General features: G+C 60.0%; 16 protein-coding genes and 2 pseudogenes. 13 read left to right on the top strand and 5 right to left on the bottom strand.

What is annotated here, in order from left to right; translation table 11 throughout:
• The 6 genes from D8780_RS10625 to D8780_RS10600 all read left to right on the top strand — a co-directional run bounded on the left by D8780_RS10625 (position 1) and on the right by D8780_RS10600 (position 5,036).
• Positions 1-1,371, top strand: a complete 1,371-nt coding sequence (locus D8780_RS10625) for a cbb3-type cytochrome c oxidase subunit I (RefSeq protein WP_121645561.1) — start codon at positions 1-3, stop codon at positions 1,369-1,371.
• A 4-nt stretch (positions 1,372-1,375) separates the two neighbouring features.
• Complete coding sequence (locus D8780_RS10620) at positions 1,376-2,173, top strand: CbbQ/NirQ/NorQ/GpvN family protein (protein WP_121645560.1); 798 nt, start codon at positions 1,376-1,378, stop codon at positions 2,171-2,173.
• Positions 2,174-2,178: 5 nt separating this feature from the next.
• Complete coding sequence (locus D8780_RS10615; protein WP_121645559.1) at positions 2,179-4,068, top strand: nitric oxide reductase activation protein NorD; 1,890 nt, start codon at positions 2,179-2,181, stop codon at positions 4,066-4,068.
• 1 nt (position 4,069) lies between these two features.
• Positions 4,070-4,249 (top strand): hypothetical protein, encoded by a 180-nt coding sequence (locus D8780_RS10610; RefSeq protein ID WP_121645558.1) that lies wholly within the window; start codon positions 4,070-4,072, stop codon positions 4,247-4,249.
• A gap of 20 nt (positions 4,250-4,269) precedes the next feature.
• Complete coding sequence (locus D8780_RS10605) at positions 4,270-4,473, top strand: hypothetical protein (RefSeq protein WP_199699593.1); 204 nt, start codon at positions 4,270-4,272, stop codon at positions 4,471-4,473.
• Between the two features lie 149 nt (positions 4,474-4,622).
• Positions 4,623-5,036: a DUF4112 domain-containing protein gene (locus tag D8780_RS10600; RefSeq protein WP_121645556.1), complete on the top strand. Its 414-nt coding sequence runs from the start codon at positions 4,623-4,625 to the stop codon at positions 5,034-5,036.
• A gap of 7 nt (positions 5,037-5,043) precedes the next feature.
• On the opposite strand, the gene D8780_RS10595 is transcribed toward D8780_RS10600, so the two are convergent.
• The gene (locus D8780_RS10595) at positions 5,044-6,330 is read right to left on the bottom strand and encodes a GNAT family N-acetyltransferase (RefSeq protein ID WP_121645555.1); all 1,287 of its coding nucleotides are present in this window, start codon (positions 6,328-6,330) and stop codon (positions 5,044-5,046) included.
• Positions 6,327-7,757, bottom strand: coding sequence for a lipopolysaccharide biosynthesis protein (locus D8780_RS10590; RefSeq protein WP_121645554.1), 1,431 nt, complete (start codon positions 7,755-7,757; stop codon positions 6,327-6,329). The genes D8780_RS10595 and D8780_RS10590 overlap by 4 nt, the downstream gene beginning before the upstream one ends.
• A 233-nt stretch (positions 7,758-7,990) precedes the next feature.
• On the opposite strand from D8780_RS10590, the gene wrbA reads away from it, so the two are divergent.
• Entirely contained in the window at positions 7,991-8,590 is a 600-nt protein-coding gene (gene wrbA, locus D8780_RS10585) for an NAD(P)H:quinone oxidoreductase (protein WP_121645553.1), read from the top strand.
• A 69-nt stretch (positions 8,591-8,659) separates the two neighbouring features.
• Here wrbA and D8780_RS16055 read toward each other — a convergent pair.
• Together D8780_RS16055 and secA are read right to left on the bottom strand one after the other, a co-directional pair.
• Positions 8,660-8,749: pseudogene (locus tag D8780_RS16055) on the bottom strand (SEC-C metal-binding domain-containing protein); the annotation flags it as partial.
• 176 nt (positions 8,750-8,925) lie between these two features.
• A pseudogene (secA, locus tag D8780_RS10580) lies at positions 8,926-11,398 on the bottom strand (preprotein translocase subunit SecA); the annotation flags it as partial.
• A gap of 277 nt (positions 11,399-11,675) precedes the next feature.
• Here secA and D8780_RS10575 point away from each other — a divergent pair.
• The 4 genes from D8780_RS10575 to mutT all read left to right on the top strand — a co-directional run bounded on the left by D8780_RS10575 (position 11,676) and on the right by mutT (position 15,146).
• A complete protein-coding gene (locus D8780_RS10575) occupies positions 11,676-12,545 on the top strand; it encodes a peptidylprolyl isomerase (protein WP_121645551.1) in 870 nt (289 codons plus the stop codon).
• Between the two features lie 163 nt (positions 12,546-12,708).
• The gene (gene argJ, locus D8780_RS10570; protein WP_121645550.1) at positions 12,709-13,950 is read left to right on the top strand and encodes a bifunctional glutamate N-acetyltransferase/amino-acid acetyltransferase ArgJ; all 1,242 of its coding nucleotides are present in this window, start codon (positions 12,709-12,711) and stop codon (positions 13,948-13,950) included.
• A 12-nt stretch (positions 13,951-13,962) separates the two neighbouring features.
• On the top strand, positions 13,963-14,742 hold the full coding sequence (locus tag D8780_RS10565; protein WP_121645549.1) for a GNAT family N-acetyltransferase: 780 nt from the start codon (positions 13,963-13,965) through the stop codon (positions 14,740-14,742).
• Positions 14,739-15,146: an 8-oxo-dGTP diphosphatase MutT gene (gene mutT / locus D8780_RS10560; protein ID WP_121645548.1), complete on the top strand. Its 408-nt coding sequence runs from the start codon at positions 14,739-14,741 to the stop codon at positions 15,144-15,146. The genes D8780_RS10565 and mutT overlap by 4 nt, the downstream gene beginning before the upstream one ends.
• Positions 15,147-15,187: 41 nt before the next feature.
• Here the strand turns inward: mutT and D8780_RS10555 are convergent, their stop codons facing one another.
• The gene (locus D8780_RS10555) at positions 15,188-16,201 is read right to left on the bottom strand and encodes an alpha/beta hydrolase family protein (protein WP_121645547.1); all 1,014 of its coding nucleotides are present in this window, start codon (positions 16,199-16,201) and stop codon (positions 15,188-15,190) included.
• Between the two features lie 135 nt (positions 16,202-16,336).
• Between D8780_RS10555 and D8780_RS10550 the strand changes: the two genes are divergently transcribed.
• Positions 16,337-17,341, top strand: coding sequence for a helix-turn-helix domain-containing protein (locus D8780_RS10550; protein ID WP_121645546.1), 1,005 nt, complete (start codon positions 16,337-16,339; stop codon positions 17,339-17,341).
• Between the two features lie 97 nt (positions 17,342-17,438).
• Positions 17,439-17,771, top strand: coding sequence for a hypothetical protein (locus tag D8780_RS10545; protein ID WP_121645545.1), 333 nt, complete (start codon positions 17,439-17,441; stop codon positions 17,769-17,771).
• The last annotated feature ends 1 nt before the right edge of the window (position 17,772 follow it).

The raw sequence follows: 17,772 nt of genomic DNA, 5'->3' as shown, positions 1-17,772 counted from the left end.
ATGAAATATCAGACTCAAAAAATCGCCTACCCGTACATATTGTGCGCGCTCGCCCTGTTTGCCGTTCAGGTTCTGATGGGGCTCACCGCAGGATGGGTCTATGTCTCGCCTCATTTCCTGTCGGACATCCTGCCGTTCCACATTCTGCGCATGGTCCATACGAACGCATTGATCGTCTGGCTTCTGCTCGGCTTTTTCGGTGCGGCTTATTTCCTTATCCCGGAGGAAAGCGAACGCGAAATCTGGTCGCCGAAACTGGCCTATATCCAGCTGGTCATCCTGGTGGTGGGCACGCTCGGCGCCGTGATCAGCTATGGCTTCAAGGTCCATGGCGGGCGTGAATTTCTGGAGCAGCCGCTCTGGGTTCGGATCGGCATTCTCGTTGCGGCGGTCATGTTCCTCGTCAACGTCACGATGACCGTTCTGCAGGGCCGCAAGACCGCCATCACGAACGTTCTTCTGATGGGGCTCTGGCTTTTGTCGCTGCTGTGGATCTTCGCCTTCGTCAATCCGGAGAATCTGAGCCTGGACAAGATGTACTGGTGGTTCGTGGTTCATCTGTGGGTCGAAGCGACCTGGGAACTGGTGATGGCCTCGATTCTCGCCTTCATCCTGCTGAAGCTGACGGGCGTCGACCGGGAGGTAGTTGAGAAGTGGCTTTACGTCATCGTGGCAACCGCGCTGTTCTCCGGCATTCTGGGAACGGGCCACCATTATTACTGGATCGGCACGCCGGGTTACTGGCAGTGGCTTGGCTCCATCTTCTCCACTTTCGAAGTCGCACCCTTCTTCCTGATGATGTCCTTCGCCTTCGTCATGGTCTGGAAAGGCCGGCGCAATCACCCGAACAAGGCGGCCCTCCTCTGGTCGCTGGGTGCCAGCACCGTCGCTTTCTTCGGCGCCGGCGTCTGGGGCTTTCTTCACACGCTGCACGGGGTGAATTTCTACAGCCATGGCACGCAGATTACCGCGGCTCACGGACACCTCGCCTTCTATGGTGCCTACGTCGCTCTCAACCTGGCCATGTTCTCCTACGCCATGCCGCTGTTGAGAGAGCGCCAGCCCTATAACCAGGTGCTGAACATGGCCGCATTCTGGCTGATGACCGGCGGCATGGCGTTCATGACGTTCACGCTGACCTTCGCGGGGACGATCCAGACCCATATGCAACGCGTGCTTGGCGAGAGCTACATGGAGGTGCAGGACAGTCTGACGATCTTCTACGTGATGCGCTGGGGCTCCGGCCTCGCCGTGGTGATTGGAGCCTGCCTCTTCATCTACGCGCTTCTCGTGGTCCGGCGTAAAGAGGTCATCAAGCCTGGCTCGTCGAATCCCGCGCCGTCGCGCTCCGATCCTCTGCCGGCGGAGTGACCTCATGAGCCTTGCAATGCAGAAAGACAGCATTCCCTATTACCGGCCGACCGGCAATGAATGCACCATTTTCGAAATGGCTCACACAAACGGTTTGCCCCTTCTTTTGAAGGGGCCGACCGGCTGCGGGAAAACCCGGTTCGTCGAACATATGGCCGCCCGGCTGCAGCGCCCGCTCTACACGGTGGCCTGTCACGACGATCTTTCGGCTGCCGATCTGATCGGCCGGTATCTCCTGCGCGGCGGCGAGACCGAATGGGTGGATGGCCCGCTCACCCGTGCCGTTCGTGAAGGGGCGATCTGCTATCTCGACGAGATCGTGGAGGCGAGAAAGGACGTTACGGTCGTTCTTCACCCGCTGACCGACAATCGGCGCACGCTGATGATCGACAGGACGGGTGAGGAGTTGCGGGCGCCTGCCGGTTTCATGCTCGTGGCGAGCTACAATCCCGGCTATCAGAACGTTCTGAAGCGAATGAAACCCTCCACACGGCAGCGCTTTCTCTCGTGCACGTTCGACTTTCCCGCTCCGGAGGACGAGATCGCCGTCGTTGCGCAGGAGAGTGGTCTCGACACAGCCAGAGTCGCTCCGCTGGTCCGGCTGGGCGGCCATATCCGCAACCTCTCCGGCATGGATCTCGAGGAGGGTGTCTCGACGCGCCTTCTGATCTATGCCGCCACGCTGATGGCTTCCGGTATGGCCGTGGAACGTTCATTGGACGTGGCGGTGATCGAGCCCTTGACCGATGACGAGGACGTCAAGACCGCGCTCCGCGAACTCGTCGCCACCATCTACGGTTAGCGGCCATGATCATCAGCCCATTCGACTTGATGGAGCCGGAAGAGACTGTCGGAAATCTCTGGCATGATTATGCGAGCCGCCTCGGCTTGTCGCCCGTCTTTCCGGATGCTGTGGTGGCACTTTCATCGTTGCAGCCTGGCCTTGCCATCTTCTTCCGGGCTCTTGGCGGAGCAAAGGGAACCGAACTGCGCGAAGCGGCTCCGTTGCCGGTGCGCCATCGCCGCTCTCTTCGGCGTCGCATCGGCACAGGCCGCGAAACATTCTATCAGGCGGGGTTCGATGGCGAGTGCCTGAGACTGCCCCCCCAACTCGACTGTTTCGACGACCCTTCGCAGAACCGCGCCGCCTATTTTTGGCTGACCGCCATGGCGGCCGTCTGCCGGTTCGAGGATCTGCCGCAGTCTGACTGCGACGAGTTGCAGATTGCGATTAATACGGCGCTCACCGAACGTGTCCGCGACCTATGCCCGGGTCTTTTTGGCCGTTACACCGAGATGGTCGCGAAGGTTCTGGCCAATCGCCCGCGGTTTTCGCTGCCGCCGAAAGAAGCTGTGGTCGAAGCGGTTATCCGCAGCCGCCTCGCCGGTGAAACGGTAAATCCCATGACCCGCATGGATGACGGGGGAGGCGGAGGGCGGATGTCGTTCGTGCCCGTTCCGCTCTGGCTGCATCTCTCATCGCCTTGTAGCGGTGCGCCTTCGCAGGAGACCACGGACGAGGCGGGAAGTCCGCCTCCGAACGCGCCGACCGCATCGCGTAAAATGGCCTTCCGCCGCGATCTCGATCAGGCGAATCGCAAGGACAACCTGATCGTTCACCGCTTCGAATCGATTCTCAGTTGGGTGGAATCGATGAACCTCAACCGAAGTGTCGATGATGATGATGACGAGAACGCACAGAAAGCGGCCGACGATCAGGACAACATCACGCTTACACGGAACGACAAGCGGGCCGCGACACGGCTTCGTCTGCATCTGGACCTTTCGCCAGCCGATGCCGACCATGAGCGCTTGTCTGCTCAATACACCTATCCCGAATGGAATTATCGCTCACGCAGCTACATGGATGACCATTGCCGCGTGCTGGAAGCCGAGGTCGCCCCGGCGACGGATCTGACCTTTCAACCGGATGCGAAACGTCTGCGCGCTGTTCGCCGGCAGTTTGAGGTCTTGCGACCGCGCCGCATCATGCAGCCTTGCCAGATCGATGGCACCGAACTTGATATCGACGCACTGATTGCAGCTCGCGCCGATCTCGCCGCGACAGGACAGGGCAGCGATCGCATCTGGCAATCGTCGCGACAGGTGGAACGCGATCTTTCGGTCGCCTTCCTGATCGATACGTCCCGTTCAACGGAGGCAACAGTCGGCGATATATCCGTCATTGAAGTCGCCCGCGAAGCATTGGCCGTTCTGGCCGGCGGGATCGATGCAGCAGGCGACAGGCTTGGCATTTGGGGGTTTTCCTCGCTGCGCCGTAATCGGGTGTTTGTGACGAGGATCAAAGGGTTCGACCAGCCCATGAACCAGGCGGCAACCGACCGTATCGGCGCTTTGAAGCCCGGCTATTACACGCGTCTGGGCGCGGCCATCCGCCATGCCAGCCACCATCTTTCCGAAGAAAAGTCGGCCCGTCGGCTCCTGATCGTCCTTACCGATGGCAAGCCCAATGATCTGGATCATTATGAGGGGCAGCACGGCATTGAGGATAGCCGCGTAGCCGTGGCCGAAGCACGCCGCAACGGGCAGATCGTGCATGGCATCGTGGTGGATGAGGACGGGCAGGACTGGTTCGCTCGGATTTTCGGGCGAGGCGGGTTTCACCTTCTGCCTCATCCGCAGCGGCTGACCATGGCTTTGCCGGAGATTTATCGAAGACTGACCGTGGAGAACTGATATGCTTCGCTATCTGACGACAGCATTCATACTGCTACCCGCAAATGTGCTGGCCGCCGAATTCGACCGGCCGATCCCCCAGGCGCAATCGGCAACGGCTGAATTCTGGTTCGCGCTGGCGGCGGCGGCTCTGGTCGCCGGTCTCGCGCTTGTTCATTACACCGTGCGTCGCCGGCCATGAGCAGAACGGCGCACCTTGCCATGATCCTCTGGCCTTTCGGGGCGGGCGCTGTGGGTGTCAACCTCTTCTTCGCTTCACTGATCGGCTCCTGGGCCGGTTTGCCCGTCATCTCGCCGGTCTGGGCCGCCATTGGGGGTATCGTGCTTGGCCTGCCCTCCAGCTGGATCTTTGCCCGTTATATTGTCGGTCTGATGGAACATGCGGAACAGGATCGCCCAATCTGATACTCGTGGACCATCCTTTTGCCAGCCAAGCCGGTGATCGGCGTGCCCTCTTACTTCCTATTCTGCCTTGAAGGACGGATATCTGCTGCCCGGTGGTCGCTTCTCCAATCCCGCCCATATGGGTGCACAAAGAAAGGGAGTTGGCAGCGATGGACGAAACCGAACGGCTGGAGCGGACGCGGCGATTGCGCAGGGTGGCCCGCGCGGCCCGTCTCATGGACACAGCCATCCGCCTGCCCGGTGGCTTCCGGTTGGGAGCCGACTCCATCGTCGGCCTGGTGCCGGGTGTCGGTGACACAGCGGCGGTCGTGGTTTCGCTCTGGATCGTCAACGAAGCACGCAAGCTCGGTATTCCAGGGCACAAGCTGACCCGCATGCTGGGCAATGTCGGACTTGATTACGTGATCGGCGCCGTTCCGATCGTGGGCGACGTGTTCGATGCCGTCTACAAGGCCAACAGGCGCAATCTCAACATGATCCTCGACCATTTCGGCCATGAAGAGCTGACGCATCTCGATAATATTGACGAACGTCTGATGAAGGACGTCACCCCCGACAAATAGTTCGGTTTCAGCGACGGACCCTTCGAATGCGGTCACGCAGATCGCGGGCGATGTTTCTCGTACCGCGATAGAGATGCAATTGGCGCGACGTCTGGTTGACGGCGCGATCGGAGCCCGGCGTCAATCCCACGACGAAGGTGCCGTAGGTCCTCTTTTCATTCCAAAGGCGGCTCATAACGGAGTGGTTCTCCGTGGCGCAGCTATCAGCCTGAACGATGTTTGGATCGTCGATCAGATATTCGGTCGTGTCGATCATCAGAAGGACACCGGGTGAAAAGTCCTTGAGTGTTTCGTCGAAGGCCGTTTTCCACGTATAGGCCGTGCCGCCCGCCAGCAGCACGATGAGCGAGGCGATGGTTTCACCATCCAGCTTCAGCGTCGCGATACGGACCATGTCGCGTTCCGCGAGCCTGTAGATCGCTTCCCGGGCAAAGGCGGCCTGATAGCGATCCGAAGCCATTGCGGAACGGACTTTTCCCTTCCAGCTCATCAGTTCGAGCGTGAGAAAGGTTTCCGTCGCCTGCCGGATTTCGTCCGGCTGACGTATAATGTCGAAACTCACCGTGCCGCGTTCCTGAAGACGGCGGCGCAGCCTGTTGTAATTTCGGCGATGGTGGCCGCTGATTGCCTTGGCGAAATACTCGTCGGGATCGCCTGTCGCCTGGAGGACGGGTCGTGCTTCGCCTTCCATGATGCTGATCGGCAGATCGGAAGAGATCGCTGCGGTGCGTATTGCCGCGGCAGCGGGTCCGTCCAAAGGCATGTCCGGCAGTACCATGACGTTTGGCAGTTTGAGATTCTTCTGCGCCAGAAGAGAAAAGGCGGCGTTCATGATCTGGACCGGCTCGTCGCTATCGATAAGCGGTGCGCCTGCCGGGCCGAACGGCGTCGTCCACCCGCGAATGACGCTAGGCCCGATCCCGAGGCCGGGCCGCTCGATCGAATAGGGCAGCAGGAAACGTAGACGTGAGCGCGTCTTGTCTTCGTCGCGAAGGACGGCGAGAAACACCTCCCGATCATCCAGGCGTGGCATGGCCGGCGCAAGGTAGCGCGGCTCGAAGAACACGTTCCGCTCGATCGACCGTGAGGCCAGATAATCGAGTTCATCCAGCAGTTCGAAACCGGCTGAAGCCGGATAGATCGAGAGGCGGCGATCGACCTCCGGCAGTTCGGAGGCGAGCATGGCATGATGCTTCGGCTTCCAGCCCGGAAGGGCCATGAGCGTATCGAGAACCTGATCGCTCAATTTCGCCCGCTCGCTTGCCTCGAGTACCGGATGGGTCGTGACGGTCATGGCTGAGTTCCCGGCGGCATGACCGTGCGGAAATTCGGCAAACCTTGGACCACCATCCAGAAACCGAAGCGATCACGAACCACATAGGCCAGCATACAGGCCTCGAAAGCGATCGCGATGGCCGTCGCGATCGCTGCGCCCCAAAGGCCGATAATCGGCAGAAGAATGATGTTTAGCGCTATGTTGACGGCCAGGACCGCTGCATAAAGCGTGGCACAGATATTCTGATGGCCGGTCATCGACAAAAGGCTTTCGGCCGGACCCACAGCGGCGCGGCAGCAGACGCCAGCCAACAGGACGAACAAAAGCGGATAGCCCTGGATAAAGTTTTCGCCAAAGAGGGCGAGCAGGAAAGGTCCCATCGCCAGAACAATGGCGCTCATCAGGAGTGAAGGCCAGAACGTCCAGACGACTGTTTCGCGCGCAAATGCGGCCAGCTCTTCCGCGCTGTCGGCGCGGCTGGCCAGACGAACATAACGCTGGGCGACGGCTGCCTTGACGGCGAAATAGACGAAGTGGACGAGGACGATCGTCTTGACCGTGGCAAAGTAGACCGCGACGTCTTGTGGCTGGAGCACCAGACCGACCATCAGAACGTCGGCATTGGTGAGCAGCGCAAAGAAGCCTTCCACCAGAAATATGGGCAAAGCCACGCCAAACCACAGACGCGGCTCGTAGCGTGGTACCGAGGTCTGGATCCCCCCGAGCAGGCGACGGGGGACGATGGCCTGTTGGATGGCGGTGGCAAGAAAGGTTGCAATCACCGCAGCACCGACAGCCGTCAGTGCCACGGGTTCCATGCCCAGCCAAAGCGCCAGCGCTGTGCCCGCAACAATGAAAAAGGGACGGATCAGGAAGGTGGGCACCATCGACAAAAGGCCCCAGCCCTGAGAACGCGCCAGGCCTTGGTGAAAGTCACTCAGCCCCAGAAACGGCACGGATGCGAAGGCCACGATAAAGGGCAGCACCCAGTAGCCATCCATCAGGCCGCGTGATGCCCAGACGATCGCCATGCCAGCAAGGCCAACGAAGAGAGGCAGCAGAAAAGACATCCACTGTCCGAAACGGAGAATGCCCTTCAGTCGTGAATTGTCCTGCTCTTCCTGATATTGCGGCGCAAAGCGGATGATCGCGGTGTGAAAACCGAGACAGGCGAGATTGCCGAGGATGATCATCGTCACCCATACGAAGGTGAAGACACCGTATTCGAAGCTTCCCATCCAGCGGGCCAGCAGAACCTGACTGAAATAGGCCAGCACCGCAGCTGCGAGGCGCACGGCAAAGGTCGTAAGCGCAACGCGGCCGGCGCGCGCTTTTTCGCCTTCTCCATAGAGAATGTGGTCGAGTTTTTGCGCAAAGGGCCGTGCGGCCGCGCCGAGGCGCGCCGGAAGAATACGCTCCGCTGTCAGTTCGGCGGATAGTCGCAAGTTCGTTACCCAGATTTTCAATCACTGCCCCAATATGTAGGCGATAAGACTTAATAGGCTGTTGAAGGGCCGGCAGCTGCTCAACGTCTGGCTGCTTCGGTCAAGGTGAATACCCCCGGATCATTGAACGATCCGTTTGCCGAAGCATGTCTCGCGCGCACGCGCCATTCGGTTTAGCCAGCCCCGCATTCCCATACCGGCACCGGCCGGCCAATGAAGCGAAAGGAAAATCAATGGCTAAAGTGCTCGTGCTTTATTATTCGAGCTATGGACATGTGGAAACGATGGCGCAGGCCATCGCGGATGGCGCGCGTGAAGCCGGAGCCGATGTCACAATCAAGCATGTCGCCGAAACCGCACCCCAGCACGTTGTCGAAAGCGCCGGTTTTAAAACGGACCTCGTTGGCGAACTGGCGGAGCCGGGTGATCTTGCCGATTACGATGCGGTGATTTTCGGCACACCCACGCGTTACGGCAATATGTGCGCGCAGATGCGCCAGTTTCTCGATCAGACCGGCGGACTTTGGGCGGAAGGCAAGCTGGTCGGCAAGGTCGGTTCGGTCTTCACGTCCACCGCATCGCAGCATGGTGGCCAGGAAACGACACTGACCTCCTTCCACACCTCGCTGCTCCACCTTGGCATGGTGGTCGTCGGGCTGCCCTATTCCTTCCCGGGCCAGTTGACGCTGGACGAAGTTGCCGGTGGAAGCCCCTATGGCGCGACCACCATTGCCGGCGGACAGGGACAGCGTCAGCCAAGCGAAACCGAATTGGCCGGTGCCCGTTTTCAGGGCAAGCACGTTGCCGAGATCGCGGCCAAGCTCGTATCCTGAGCCAACGCGTCAAACCGATAAAGAAAAACCCCGCTCAGAGGCGGGGTTTTTTGTTTGCGGAAAGCGCTTTCAGACGAACGCCCCGTGGCAATGCTTGAATTTCTTGCCTGAACCGCAAGGGCAGGGCTCATTGCGGCCCACCTTGCCCCATCCGTCCGGATCAGCGGTTTCATCGTCGCTGGCAGAGACCGCGTGAGCGTCCGACCACCGCATGGAACCCCCTTCGTCGCCCGCATCGTCTTCACCGGTCATCATGTCCAGATGGTGAGGCTCGGCTCCTTCGGGAACCCCGTCGCCCTCGAGCTGCTCTTCCTGCTCGCTGGTCGCGCGGATCTGGATACGCATGAGCTGCTGCGTCGTCATGCGGCGCAGATTACCAAGCATGCCCTGGAAGAGTTCGAAGGCTTCTCCCTTGTATTCCTGAAGCGGGTCGCGCTGGGCATAACCGCGAAACCCGATTACCGAGCGAAGATGGTCGAGATTAACCAGATGCTCCCGCCACAGATGATCGAGGGTCTGCAGGAGAATGCTCTTCTCCACATAGGTGCGGACATCCGGCCCGAAACGGTCTGACCGCTCATCCGCCGCGGCCTTGGCCGCTGCAAGAATGCGTTCGCGAATATCATCTTCGGCGATGCCGTCTTCCTCGACCCATTCCTGAATGGGCAGATCCAGGTTCAGCGCTTCCTCGACTTCCTGCTTCAGACCCGTAATGTCCCAGCTCTCCGCATAGGCGTTCTCGGGAATGTGCCGCTGGACCATATCCTCGACGACTTCTTCACGCATCTCATTGATCGTCTCGGTCAGGTCCTCGCCATCCATCAGGTCGAGGCGCTGCTCGAAAACGACCTTGCGCTGGTCGTTCATCACATCGTCGTATTTGAGAAGGTTCTTGCGAATATCGAAGTTGCGGGCTTCGACCTTCTTCTGCGCCTTCTCCAGGGCCTTGTTGATCCACGGATGGATAATTGCTTCGCCTTCCTGAAGCCCGAGCTTCTGAAGCATGCCATCCATGCGTTCGGAGCCGAAGATGCGCATCAGATCGTCCTGAAGGGACAGATAGAATTTCGAGCGGCCCGGATCGCCCTGACGGCCGGAGCGGCCGCGCAGCTGATTGTCGATGCGCCGGCTTTCATGGCGTTCGGTGGCCAGCACATAGAGACCACCGGCCTCAAGCGCCTTCTTCTTCAATTCGGCGACTTCGTTGCGGATGCGCTCTTCGGCGGCTTTCCGCTCTTCGCCCTCCGGCATCTCTTTGAGCTCTTCGGCGAGACGCATTTCAAGATTGCCGCCAAGCTGAATATCGGTACCGCGGCCCGCCATGTTCGTCGCGATGGTGATCGATCCCGGAACACCGGCCTGCGCGACGATGAACGCTTCGCGTTCGTGCTGGCGCGCATTCAGAACTTCAAACTCTTTCAAGCCGGCTTCTCTCAGCCGCTGGGCCAAATATTCGCTCTTTTCGATCGAGGTCGTGCCGACGAGGGTCGGCTGCCCCTTTTCCTTGGCCGCCTTGATCTCTTCGACGATCGCGGCGAATTTTTCCTCTGCCGTACGGTAGACCTCATCATCCTCGTCGGCGCGAATGATCGGCAGGTTGGTCGGCACTTCGGCGACGTCCAGACCGTAAATATTGCCGAACTCCTCCGCCTCGGTCACGGCTGTGCCGGTCATGCCTGCCAGCTTGTCATACATGCGGAAATAATTCTGGAAGGTAACCGAGGCCAGCGTCTGGTTTTCCGGCTGGATATCGACCTGCTCCTTGGCTTCCAGCGCCTGGTGGAGGCCCTCGGAGAACCGGCGCCCCGGCATCTGGCGGCCGGTAAACTCGTCGACGATGACGATCTCGCCGCGATTGACCATGTAGTCCTTGTCGCGGGTGAAGAGCTTGTGGGCGCGCAGCGCGTTGTTGGCGTGGTGGACGAGCGCCACATTCTCCACATCGTAAAGCCCATTACCCTGCATCAGGCCGGCGTCGCGGAGCAGGTTCTCCATCTTCTCCGTGCCTTCCTCCGTAAAGGTCGCGGTGCGTTGCTTCTCGTCGACCTCGAAATCCTCCTCGGTCAGGTTCGGAATGAGGGCGTTCACTTTGACGTAGAGGTCCGACTTGTCATCGAGCGGGCCGGAAATGATGAGCGGCGTCCGGGCTTCATCGATCAGGATGGAGTCTACCTCGTCGACGATGGCGTAGCGATGGCCGCGTTGAACCATCTGCCCACGCTCATATTTCATGTTGTCGCGCAGATAGTCGAAGCCGAGTTCGTTGTTGGTGCCATAGGTGATGTCGCAGGTGTAAGCCTCGCGGCGCTGATCGTCGTTCATTCCATGAACGATGACGCCCGTACTCATGCCGAGGAAGCCGTAAAGGCGCCCCATCTGCTCGGCGTCACGGCTGGCCAGATAATCGTTCACGGTGACGACGTGAACGCCTTTGCCTTCCAGCGCGTTCAGATAGACGGCAAGGGTCGCGACCAGCGTCTTGCCTTCGCCTGTTCTCATCTCCGCGATCGAACCTTCGTGCAGAATCTTGGCGCCGATGATCTGAACATCGAATGGCCGCATGCCCAGAACACGCTTGGATGCTTCCCGGGCGACGGCGAATGCTTCCGGCAAGAGATCGTCGAGCGATTCTCCATCCTCCAGCCGCTTACGGAATTCATCCGTCTTTGCCTTGAGTTCGTCGTCGGAGAGAACAGCAATCTCGTCTTCGAGACCGTTTACTTTGTCGACGAGAGGATGAAGCTTCTTGATGCGACGATCATTGGATGATCCAAAGAGTTTTGTCGCGAAACCGCCGAGACTGACCATCTTGGTCCTTTCCGCCCCGCGCCTCTTCCTGTTGCGTCCGGCCTTTTGCCGCCGCCGTGTAAGGGCGGGCGTGGCCTGCCGCGCGGGGCCGCGGTGACGCTGAAAACCTTTCCAAATCGCAATCCAAAAGGCCCGTAGGCCGGGTGGACGCGCTGGTGGCGGAGAGATAAGAGTGGCCCTATGTGATGTCAACGCTCGCACAAGGCGGGCGATGGTCCGGGAATGGTCCCGTTCGGGATGCTCTCGACAGGGCCATTCAATCAATCCGGAGCCTTTCATGTTTTTATTCCGTCCCGCCCGAACCTTTCTCGCCGGCGCCGTTCTGGCCGCTGGTCTGTCCTCGCCAGTTCTGGCCCAGGACGAAGCCGAGACGGTTGCGACGATCAACGGATCGCCCATCACCCGTCAGCAGCTTGAAATGGCGATGGGCGAACTCGGCCCGCAATTCGCACGTATCCCGGAAGACAAGCGCGACGCGGCGGCCCTCGCCGCCCTGATCGAGATCAGGCTGATGGCGGACAAGGCGCGCGAAGCGGACCTCGACAAGGACGAAGAGTTCCAGAGCAGCATCGCCTTCATGACCGAGCGTGCGCTGCACGGCTTCTACATGCAGAAGGAACTGGCCGAGGAGATCACGGACGAAGACCTCAAGGCGCTTTACGATGAGCGTGTCTCGGACATGCCGGAACAGCAGGAAGTCCATGCGCGTCATATTCTCGTGAAAACCGAAGACGAAGCCCGCCAGGTCATCCAAGAGATTGAAGGCGGCGCCGATTTCGAAACGGTGGCCAAGGAAAAGAGCACCGGCCCATCGGGCCCGAGCGGCGGCGATCTCGGCTACTTCCGTGCCGGCCAGATGGTGCCTGAGTTCGAAGAGGCTGCCTTCGCGCTTGAACCGGGCTCCATTACCGAGGAGCCGGTAAAGACGCAGTTCGGCTATCACGTCATCAAGGTCGAGGATAAGCGTAACGCCGAGCCGCCGGCCTTCGAGCAGATCAAGGATCAGCTTCGCAGCGAATTGCTGGTCAAGCGTTACACCGAGACGGTGAAGGACGCGCGTGCGGCGGCCAAAATCGAGGTCGGTGATCCGGCTCTCGAGGAGGAGCTGAACGCGCTGGAAGAGAGCAAGAGCACGGAAGAGCAGTAAGCCTTCGGCCTGTTCTATCTTATTGGAAATGAAGAAGCCGGCATCAAACTGTGCCGGCTTTTTCTTTGGCCGCTTTCGGCCGCTTCGGCTTGCATGTTGTTTCCCGCTCGGGCAAGTCTTGCCGCCATATTGGCCATGACCGGCCTTCATTGAAAGTTCATATATGAGCCACCCAGTTTCTCCGCTCGCGCCGAAAACGACACCTGCCATGCCTCCCATAGAAGGCGTGACCATCGCCACCGAGGAGGCCGGGATCAAATATCGCGGCCGAACGGATCTGATGATCATGGCTTTTGCGGAAGGCACGCAGGTTGCGGGCACCTTTACAAAGTCGCGCTGCCCGTCTGCGCCGGTCGATTTCTGCCGGGCCAATCTGAAGCACGGCACGGCTCGGATTCTCGTTGTCAATTCCGGCAATGCAAACGCCTTTACCGGCCGCAAAGGCCGCGAAGCGACGGAAGTGACTGCCTTTGCGGCCGCGAAGGCGATCGGCTGTTCGCCAACAGAAGTCTTTCTCGCTTCGACCGGGGTGATTGGCGAGCCTCTGGCAGCGGACCGGTTCTCCGGTCTTCTCGACGGCATGGTGGAGAGTGCGCAAACCGATCGCTGGCTGGAAGCCGGCGAAGCCATCATGACAACCGATACCTATCCCAAATACGCTACCGCGACGGTCGCGCTCGGCGACCATATCGTGACGTTGAACGGAATTGCCAAAGGCGCCGGCATGATCGCGCCGGATATGGCGACCATGCTGTCCTTCGTGGCAACGGATGCGCCGATCGACGCTCCGGTTCTCCAGGTTCTTATTGCCGAAAGCGTAGGAGGCAGCTTTAACTCGGTCACCGTGGACAGTGACACTTCGACGTCCGACACCCTCCTTCTCTTTGCGACCGGCGCCGCGGCAGAGAACGGCGCGCCGCGCATCACCGAAGCCGATGATGAGCGCCTGGGCCCGTTCCGTCAGGCGCTCGACGCCATGCTGAAAGATCTGGCCCGCCAGATCGTCCGCGACGGTGAAGGCGCGCGCAAGGAGATTGAGGTCCGGGTAAAGGGGGCGCAGAGTGCGGATTCCGCTCGCAAGGTCGCCCTTTCGATTGCCAATTCGCCTCTCGTGAAGACCGCCGTGGCGGGCGAGGATGCGAATTGGGGCCGGGTGGTCATGGCTGTCGGAAAGGCCGGTGAACCGGCCGATCGAGACCGGCTGGCCGTCTATTTCGGCGATATTCGCGTGGCTTTTGAAGGGGAGCGTGATCCGTCCTACTCCGAAGCGGAAACATCCGATTACATGAAGAACGACACGATCGTCATTACGGCCGATCTCAATATCGGCAACGGGTCTGCTACGATCTGGACCTGTGACCTGACGAAGGAATATGTCGCGATCAACGGCGATTATAGAAGCTGACAGGCGCTTTTCATGGCACGATATACGGTCCCCACGGCTCCTCTGACCGTTGCGCGCCGTTTCACGGCGGCCGGTGCGCAGGCGTGGCCTGCTGAAACCCTGCATTATGATGGCGCTTGGGCGCTGCGGCTATCGAGCGACTGCGCGGCGAAACGGCAGAACTGCGTCACGCCGCTCGATCCAAGCGACGATGCGGACATCGCATCGCGGATCGATAGGGCGGTCGAACGTTTTGGACGCGCTGGCAAGACGCCGCGCTTTCTGATCGCACCCCTTGCATCGCAGCGCATCGTCGATGCGCTGTCCGAGCGGGACTGGACGCCGGAGAGTCGGGTTTCGATCTACTCACGCGACGTCGGGGATTGGGACGATCTCGATGCGCCGGGATTGCGCCGCGTGAAGGCAGACGAATTTGTCGCCGCGCATGAGGTGATCGGCGCACAATCCATCCGGCGCGGTGACAACCTCCGGGCTGTCCTGTCGAGGATCGAGCCGCCAAACTTCCTTTTTCTTCTGGAGAAGGATGCCGGGCCGGTGGCCAGCGTCATCTGTGTGCGCCAGGGCGACATGATCGGCTGTTTCGAGTTGAATGTCAGCGAGGACCTTAGGGGCGAGGGGCTCGGCGGAGAGCTGATGCGTGGCGTTCTTTCCTGGGCGAAGAAACGCAAGGCCGCCGGTGTCTGGGAACAGGTGGAAGTCGAAAACAAGGCTTCGGTGGCGCTGTCGCGCTCGCTCGGCTTCGAGCCCGTCTATGATTATTTCTATATGCGCGCACCGGAGGACGGTGCGTGAGTGACCCGCGTCTTCTTCTCGTCGTCGCCTGTGCATTGGTCGATGCAGACGGTCGCGTGCTCCTGACGCAGCGGCCGGAAGGCAAGGCGCTGGCGGGTCTCTGGGAGTTTCCCGGTGGCAAGGTGGAGCAGGGTGAACGGCCGGAGGAGGCTCTCATCCGGGAGCTTGATGAGGAACTCGGCGTCGTGACGCAGACAGCGTGCCTTGCCCCGCTGACCTTTGCCTCTCACGCTTATGACGATTTCCATCTTCTGATGCCGCTTTACGTCTGTCGGCGCTTTTCGGGAACGCCGCGGGGCCGGGAAGGCCAAGCCATCAAATGGGTTCGGCCGAAGGCGCTGCGTGATTATGCAATGCCTCCGGCCGATGAACCGCTTATCCCGATCCTGCAGGATCTTCTCTGAGGCGGCGGATGTCTGGCACGGCGACCCGCGGTGCCATGGTCCTACAGGCCAACGAAATGAGCGATCTTTTCGGCGATCTGCCGATGAACCTTCTCACGATCGGTCCCGGCAGGGTCGTCGCAGACAGGGTCGTCATCGTCCGCCGCGAGTAGTTCAGCGCCGGCATCCTTGCATGGGGCCAGAAACGTGAAATGCACTGCTGGCGCAAGGACTGAGTATGTCGCATCAGGCAGACGATGGACGAGATCGCTGCCATTTTCGCTGACGTCCACCGGAGCGAGGCGATGCTCGTCTCCTAGGTTGATGAGAGCGATGGGAAGCTGCATTTCATCTACGCTGCGCCGATCGGCGATTTCCGTAAAGGCGGGGTCGATGGCGACGGCCCCAGTCACTCTCTCATCGCGCATATCGGCGCTGAAGCCATCAGGCAGATCCGTGAAGTCGATGCCGCCATTGGCGAAGAAAATGCAGTCATCCCGATTTGCCGTACCTTCGCAGTAGGGATGCTCCGGTGCTTTCTGATAGCGCAGACCTGCCAGATTGAGTGCCGTCGCGCCTCCCAGCGAAAAGCCGACCGCGACGATGCGGCTGCGATCGATATGAGGCGCAAAGGCCGGGTCGGCGAGGAGGGCATCCAGCGCGCCGGAAAGGTCGGAGGCCCTTTCGTCCAGATGGACCGATCGACGCGGTGAAGAGTCGCCCGAAGTGCTGCCGGGATGATTGACGGCGAGGACCATCGCGCCCTTTGCGGCGAGGGCGGAAGAGAGCCATGCGGCGTTATCCATGTTGCCGCCCGAGCCATGGGAAAAGAGGATGAGAGGGAAGCGGCCCTCAGCGACTGCTGCGCCCACATAGGCGGGTGTGCCCTTGAATATGGGGTTGTCACCGATTTTGATCACGTAGGTTTCGCGGCCGGCCGGATACCAGACGGACGCTCCGACGGGATAAGCGCGGTGTGAGACGCGAACGTCCAGCCGGTCGTAACCGGCGACGGGGTCGGCTGAGGCTGCATTTGTCATGATGAGAGCTAGTGTGGCGGCGATAAAAGTTCGCATCGGCAGTTTCCTTTTCGTGATGTGGATAGCCGACATTGCGCAATTGGCAGAAATACGCGTCCTGAAACGGGTTTCAGGTCGTCACGAACCGGTTAAAGAACGAAGAAGTGGAGACTTCTGCGTTTCAGGCTTTTCATGATTACCCTACCCATCCCCCTCATCGTCTCGCTTATCGTCGCCTATCTGCTTCTTCGTCTGATGATCAAAGGCTCACGGCTTTACGTGTACTGGGCCCTGCTCGCCGCCTGCGCTTTGCAGGGACTGGTGATATCGCTGGTCCATTATTACGGGGTCGCCATCAGACCGATCGCGCCGGTGACAGCGACATTCATCCCGCCGCTCGCCTGGGTCGCCTTTCGGACCTCGCTCTTTCGAACCCTTCGTCCGAAGCAGGATGCAGCGCACTTCCTCGCGCCCGCCTTCACCGCCTTTTGCGTCGCTTTCGCGCCGATGACTGTCGATGCAGTCGTGATTGCAATTTTTGTTGGCTACGGCGTTGCCATTCTGCTCGTGTTGAAGCGCCAGTCGGGCGACCTGCCGCTCGCTCGGATAGAGAGCGGGGGTGTGCCGGTCCATGTCTGGCAGGCATTGGCTGCGGCCTTGATTCTTTCGGCCCTCAGTGACGGTCTGGTTGCCGTCGCGATGGCAAATGATCGCCCTGATCTGCGCGCTTTGATCGTCAGTTCGTTTTCCTCGCTGGCCCTCCTTGCAATTGCCGCGCTGGGCCTGACGAGCGACGGCTTGGGAGAGGCGAGTGAGACATTCGACGACGAGCCTGCGTCTTCGCTTCCCGAAACCGATGCCGAAGACAGGCAGATGATGGAGCGTCTCGATCACCTGTTGAGAGACGAGGAGCTTTACCTGGATGCCGATCTGACGCTGACGCGTCTGGCGCATCGCATCCACGTTCCGATCAAGGCACTATCCGCGACGATCAATCGCCATACGGGTGAGAACGTCTCCCGATACGTCAATGACTATCGAATTCGCCATGCCTGCGTGCTGTTGCGTCAGGGCACGCCTGTCACCGAAACCATTTATGCGAGCGGGTTTGCCACCAAGTCCAACTTCAACCGTGAATTTCGACGCATTACCGGCCTGTCGCCCAGCGAGTGGCAGGGGGCACATGCTGCTCCCTGACGTTTGCCAGTGATTAACGGCCTATTCATGTAACGGTGCGATCTTCTGCAAGAGTATTGCGAGCCCGTCTGTTCGCGTGAAATTCTGGAGTTGCGTGATGAACAGGGGTGTCGATCTTACGCCGCTGAATGATCGGACCGAGTCGACGGTCATGCGGATGAGTTTCGGCATTCTGCGCGCTGCACTGCTTTTCGGCACGGCCGGTGTCATGCTTGCGCTGTTCCTCGCACCGGTCGCCGAGAAAAAGGCGATGCAATATGCACAGCGGCCTCAGTCTCCCGCTTTTCAAAATCTCGACAGGATATCGACGGGTTCCGTGACATCCTCGCCCCGCAGCGGGACGACATTCATTCTGCGTCGAAGTGTTCTTTCGCCCTTGCCGGAAATTCTCTGTCTGCCTTCCGCCGGCGGGACACCAAGTGAATGTTAAT

Source organism: Notoacmeibacter ruber, from assembly GCF_003668555.1.
Classification (GTDB): Bacteria; Pseudomonadota; Alphaproteobacteria; order Rhizobiales; family Rhizobiaceae; genus Notoacmeibacter; species Notoacmeibacter ruber.
This window is presented reverse-complemented; position numbering and strand designations above follow the sequence as displayed.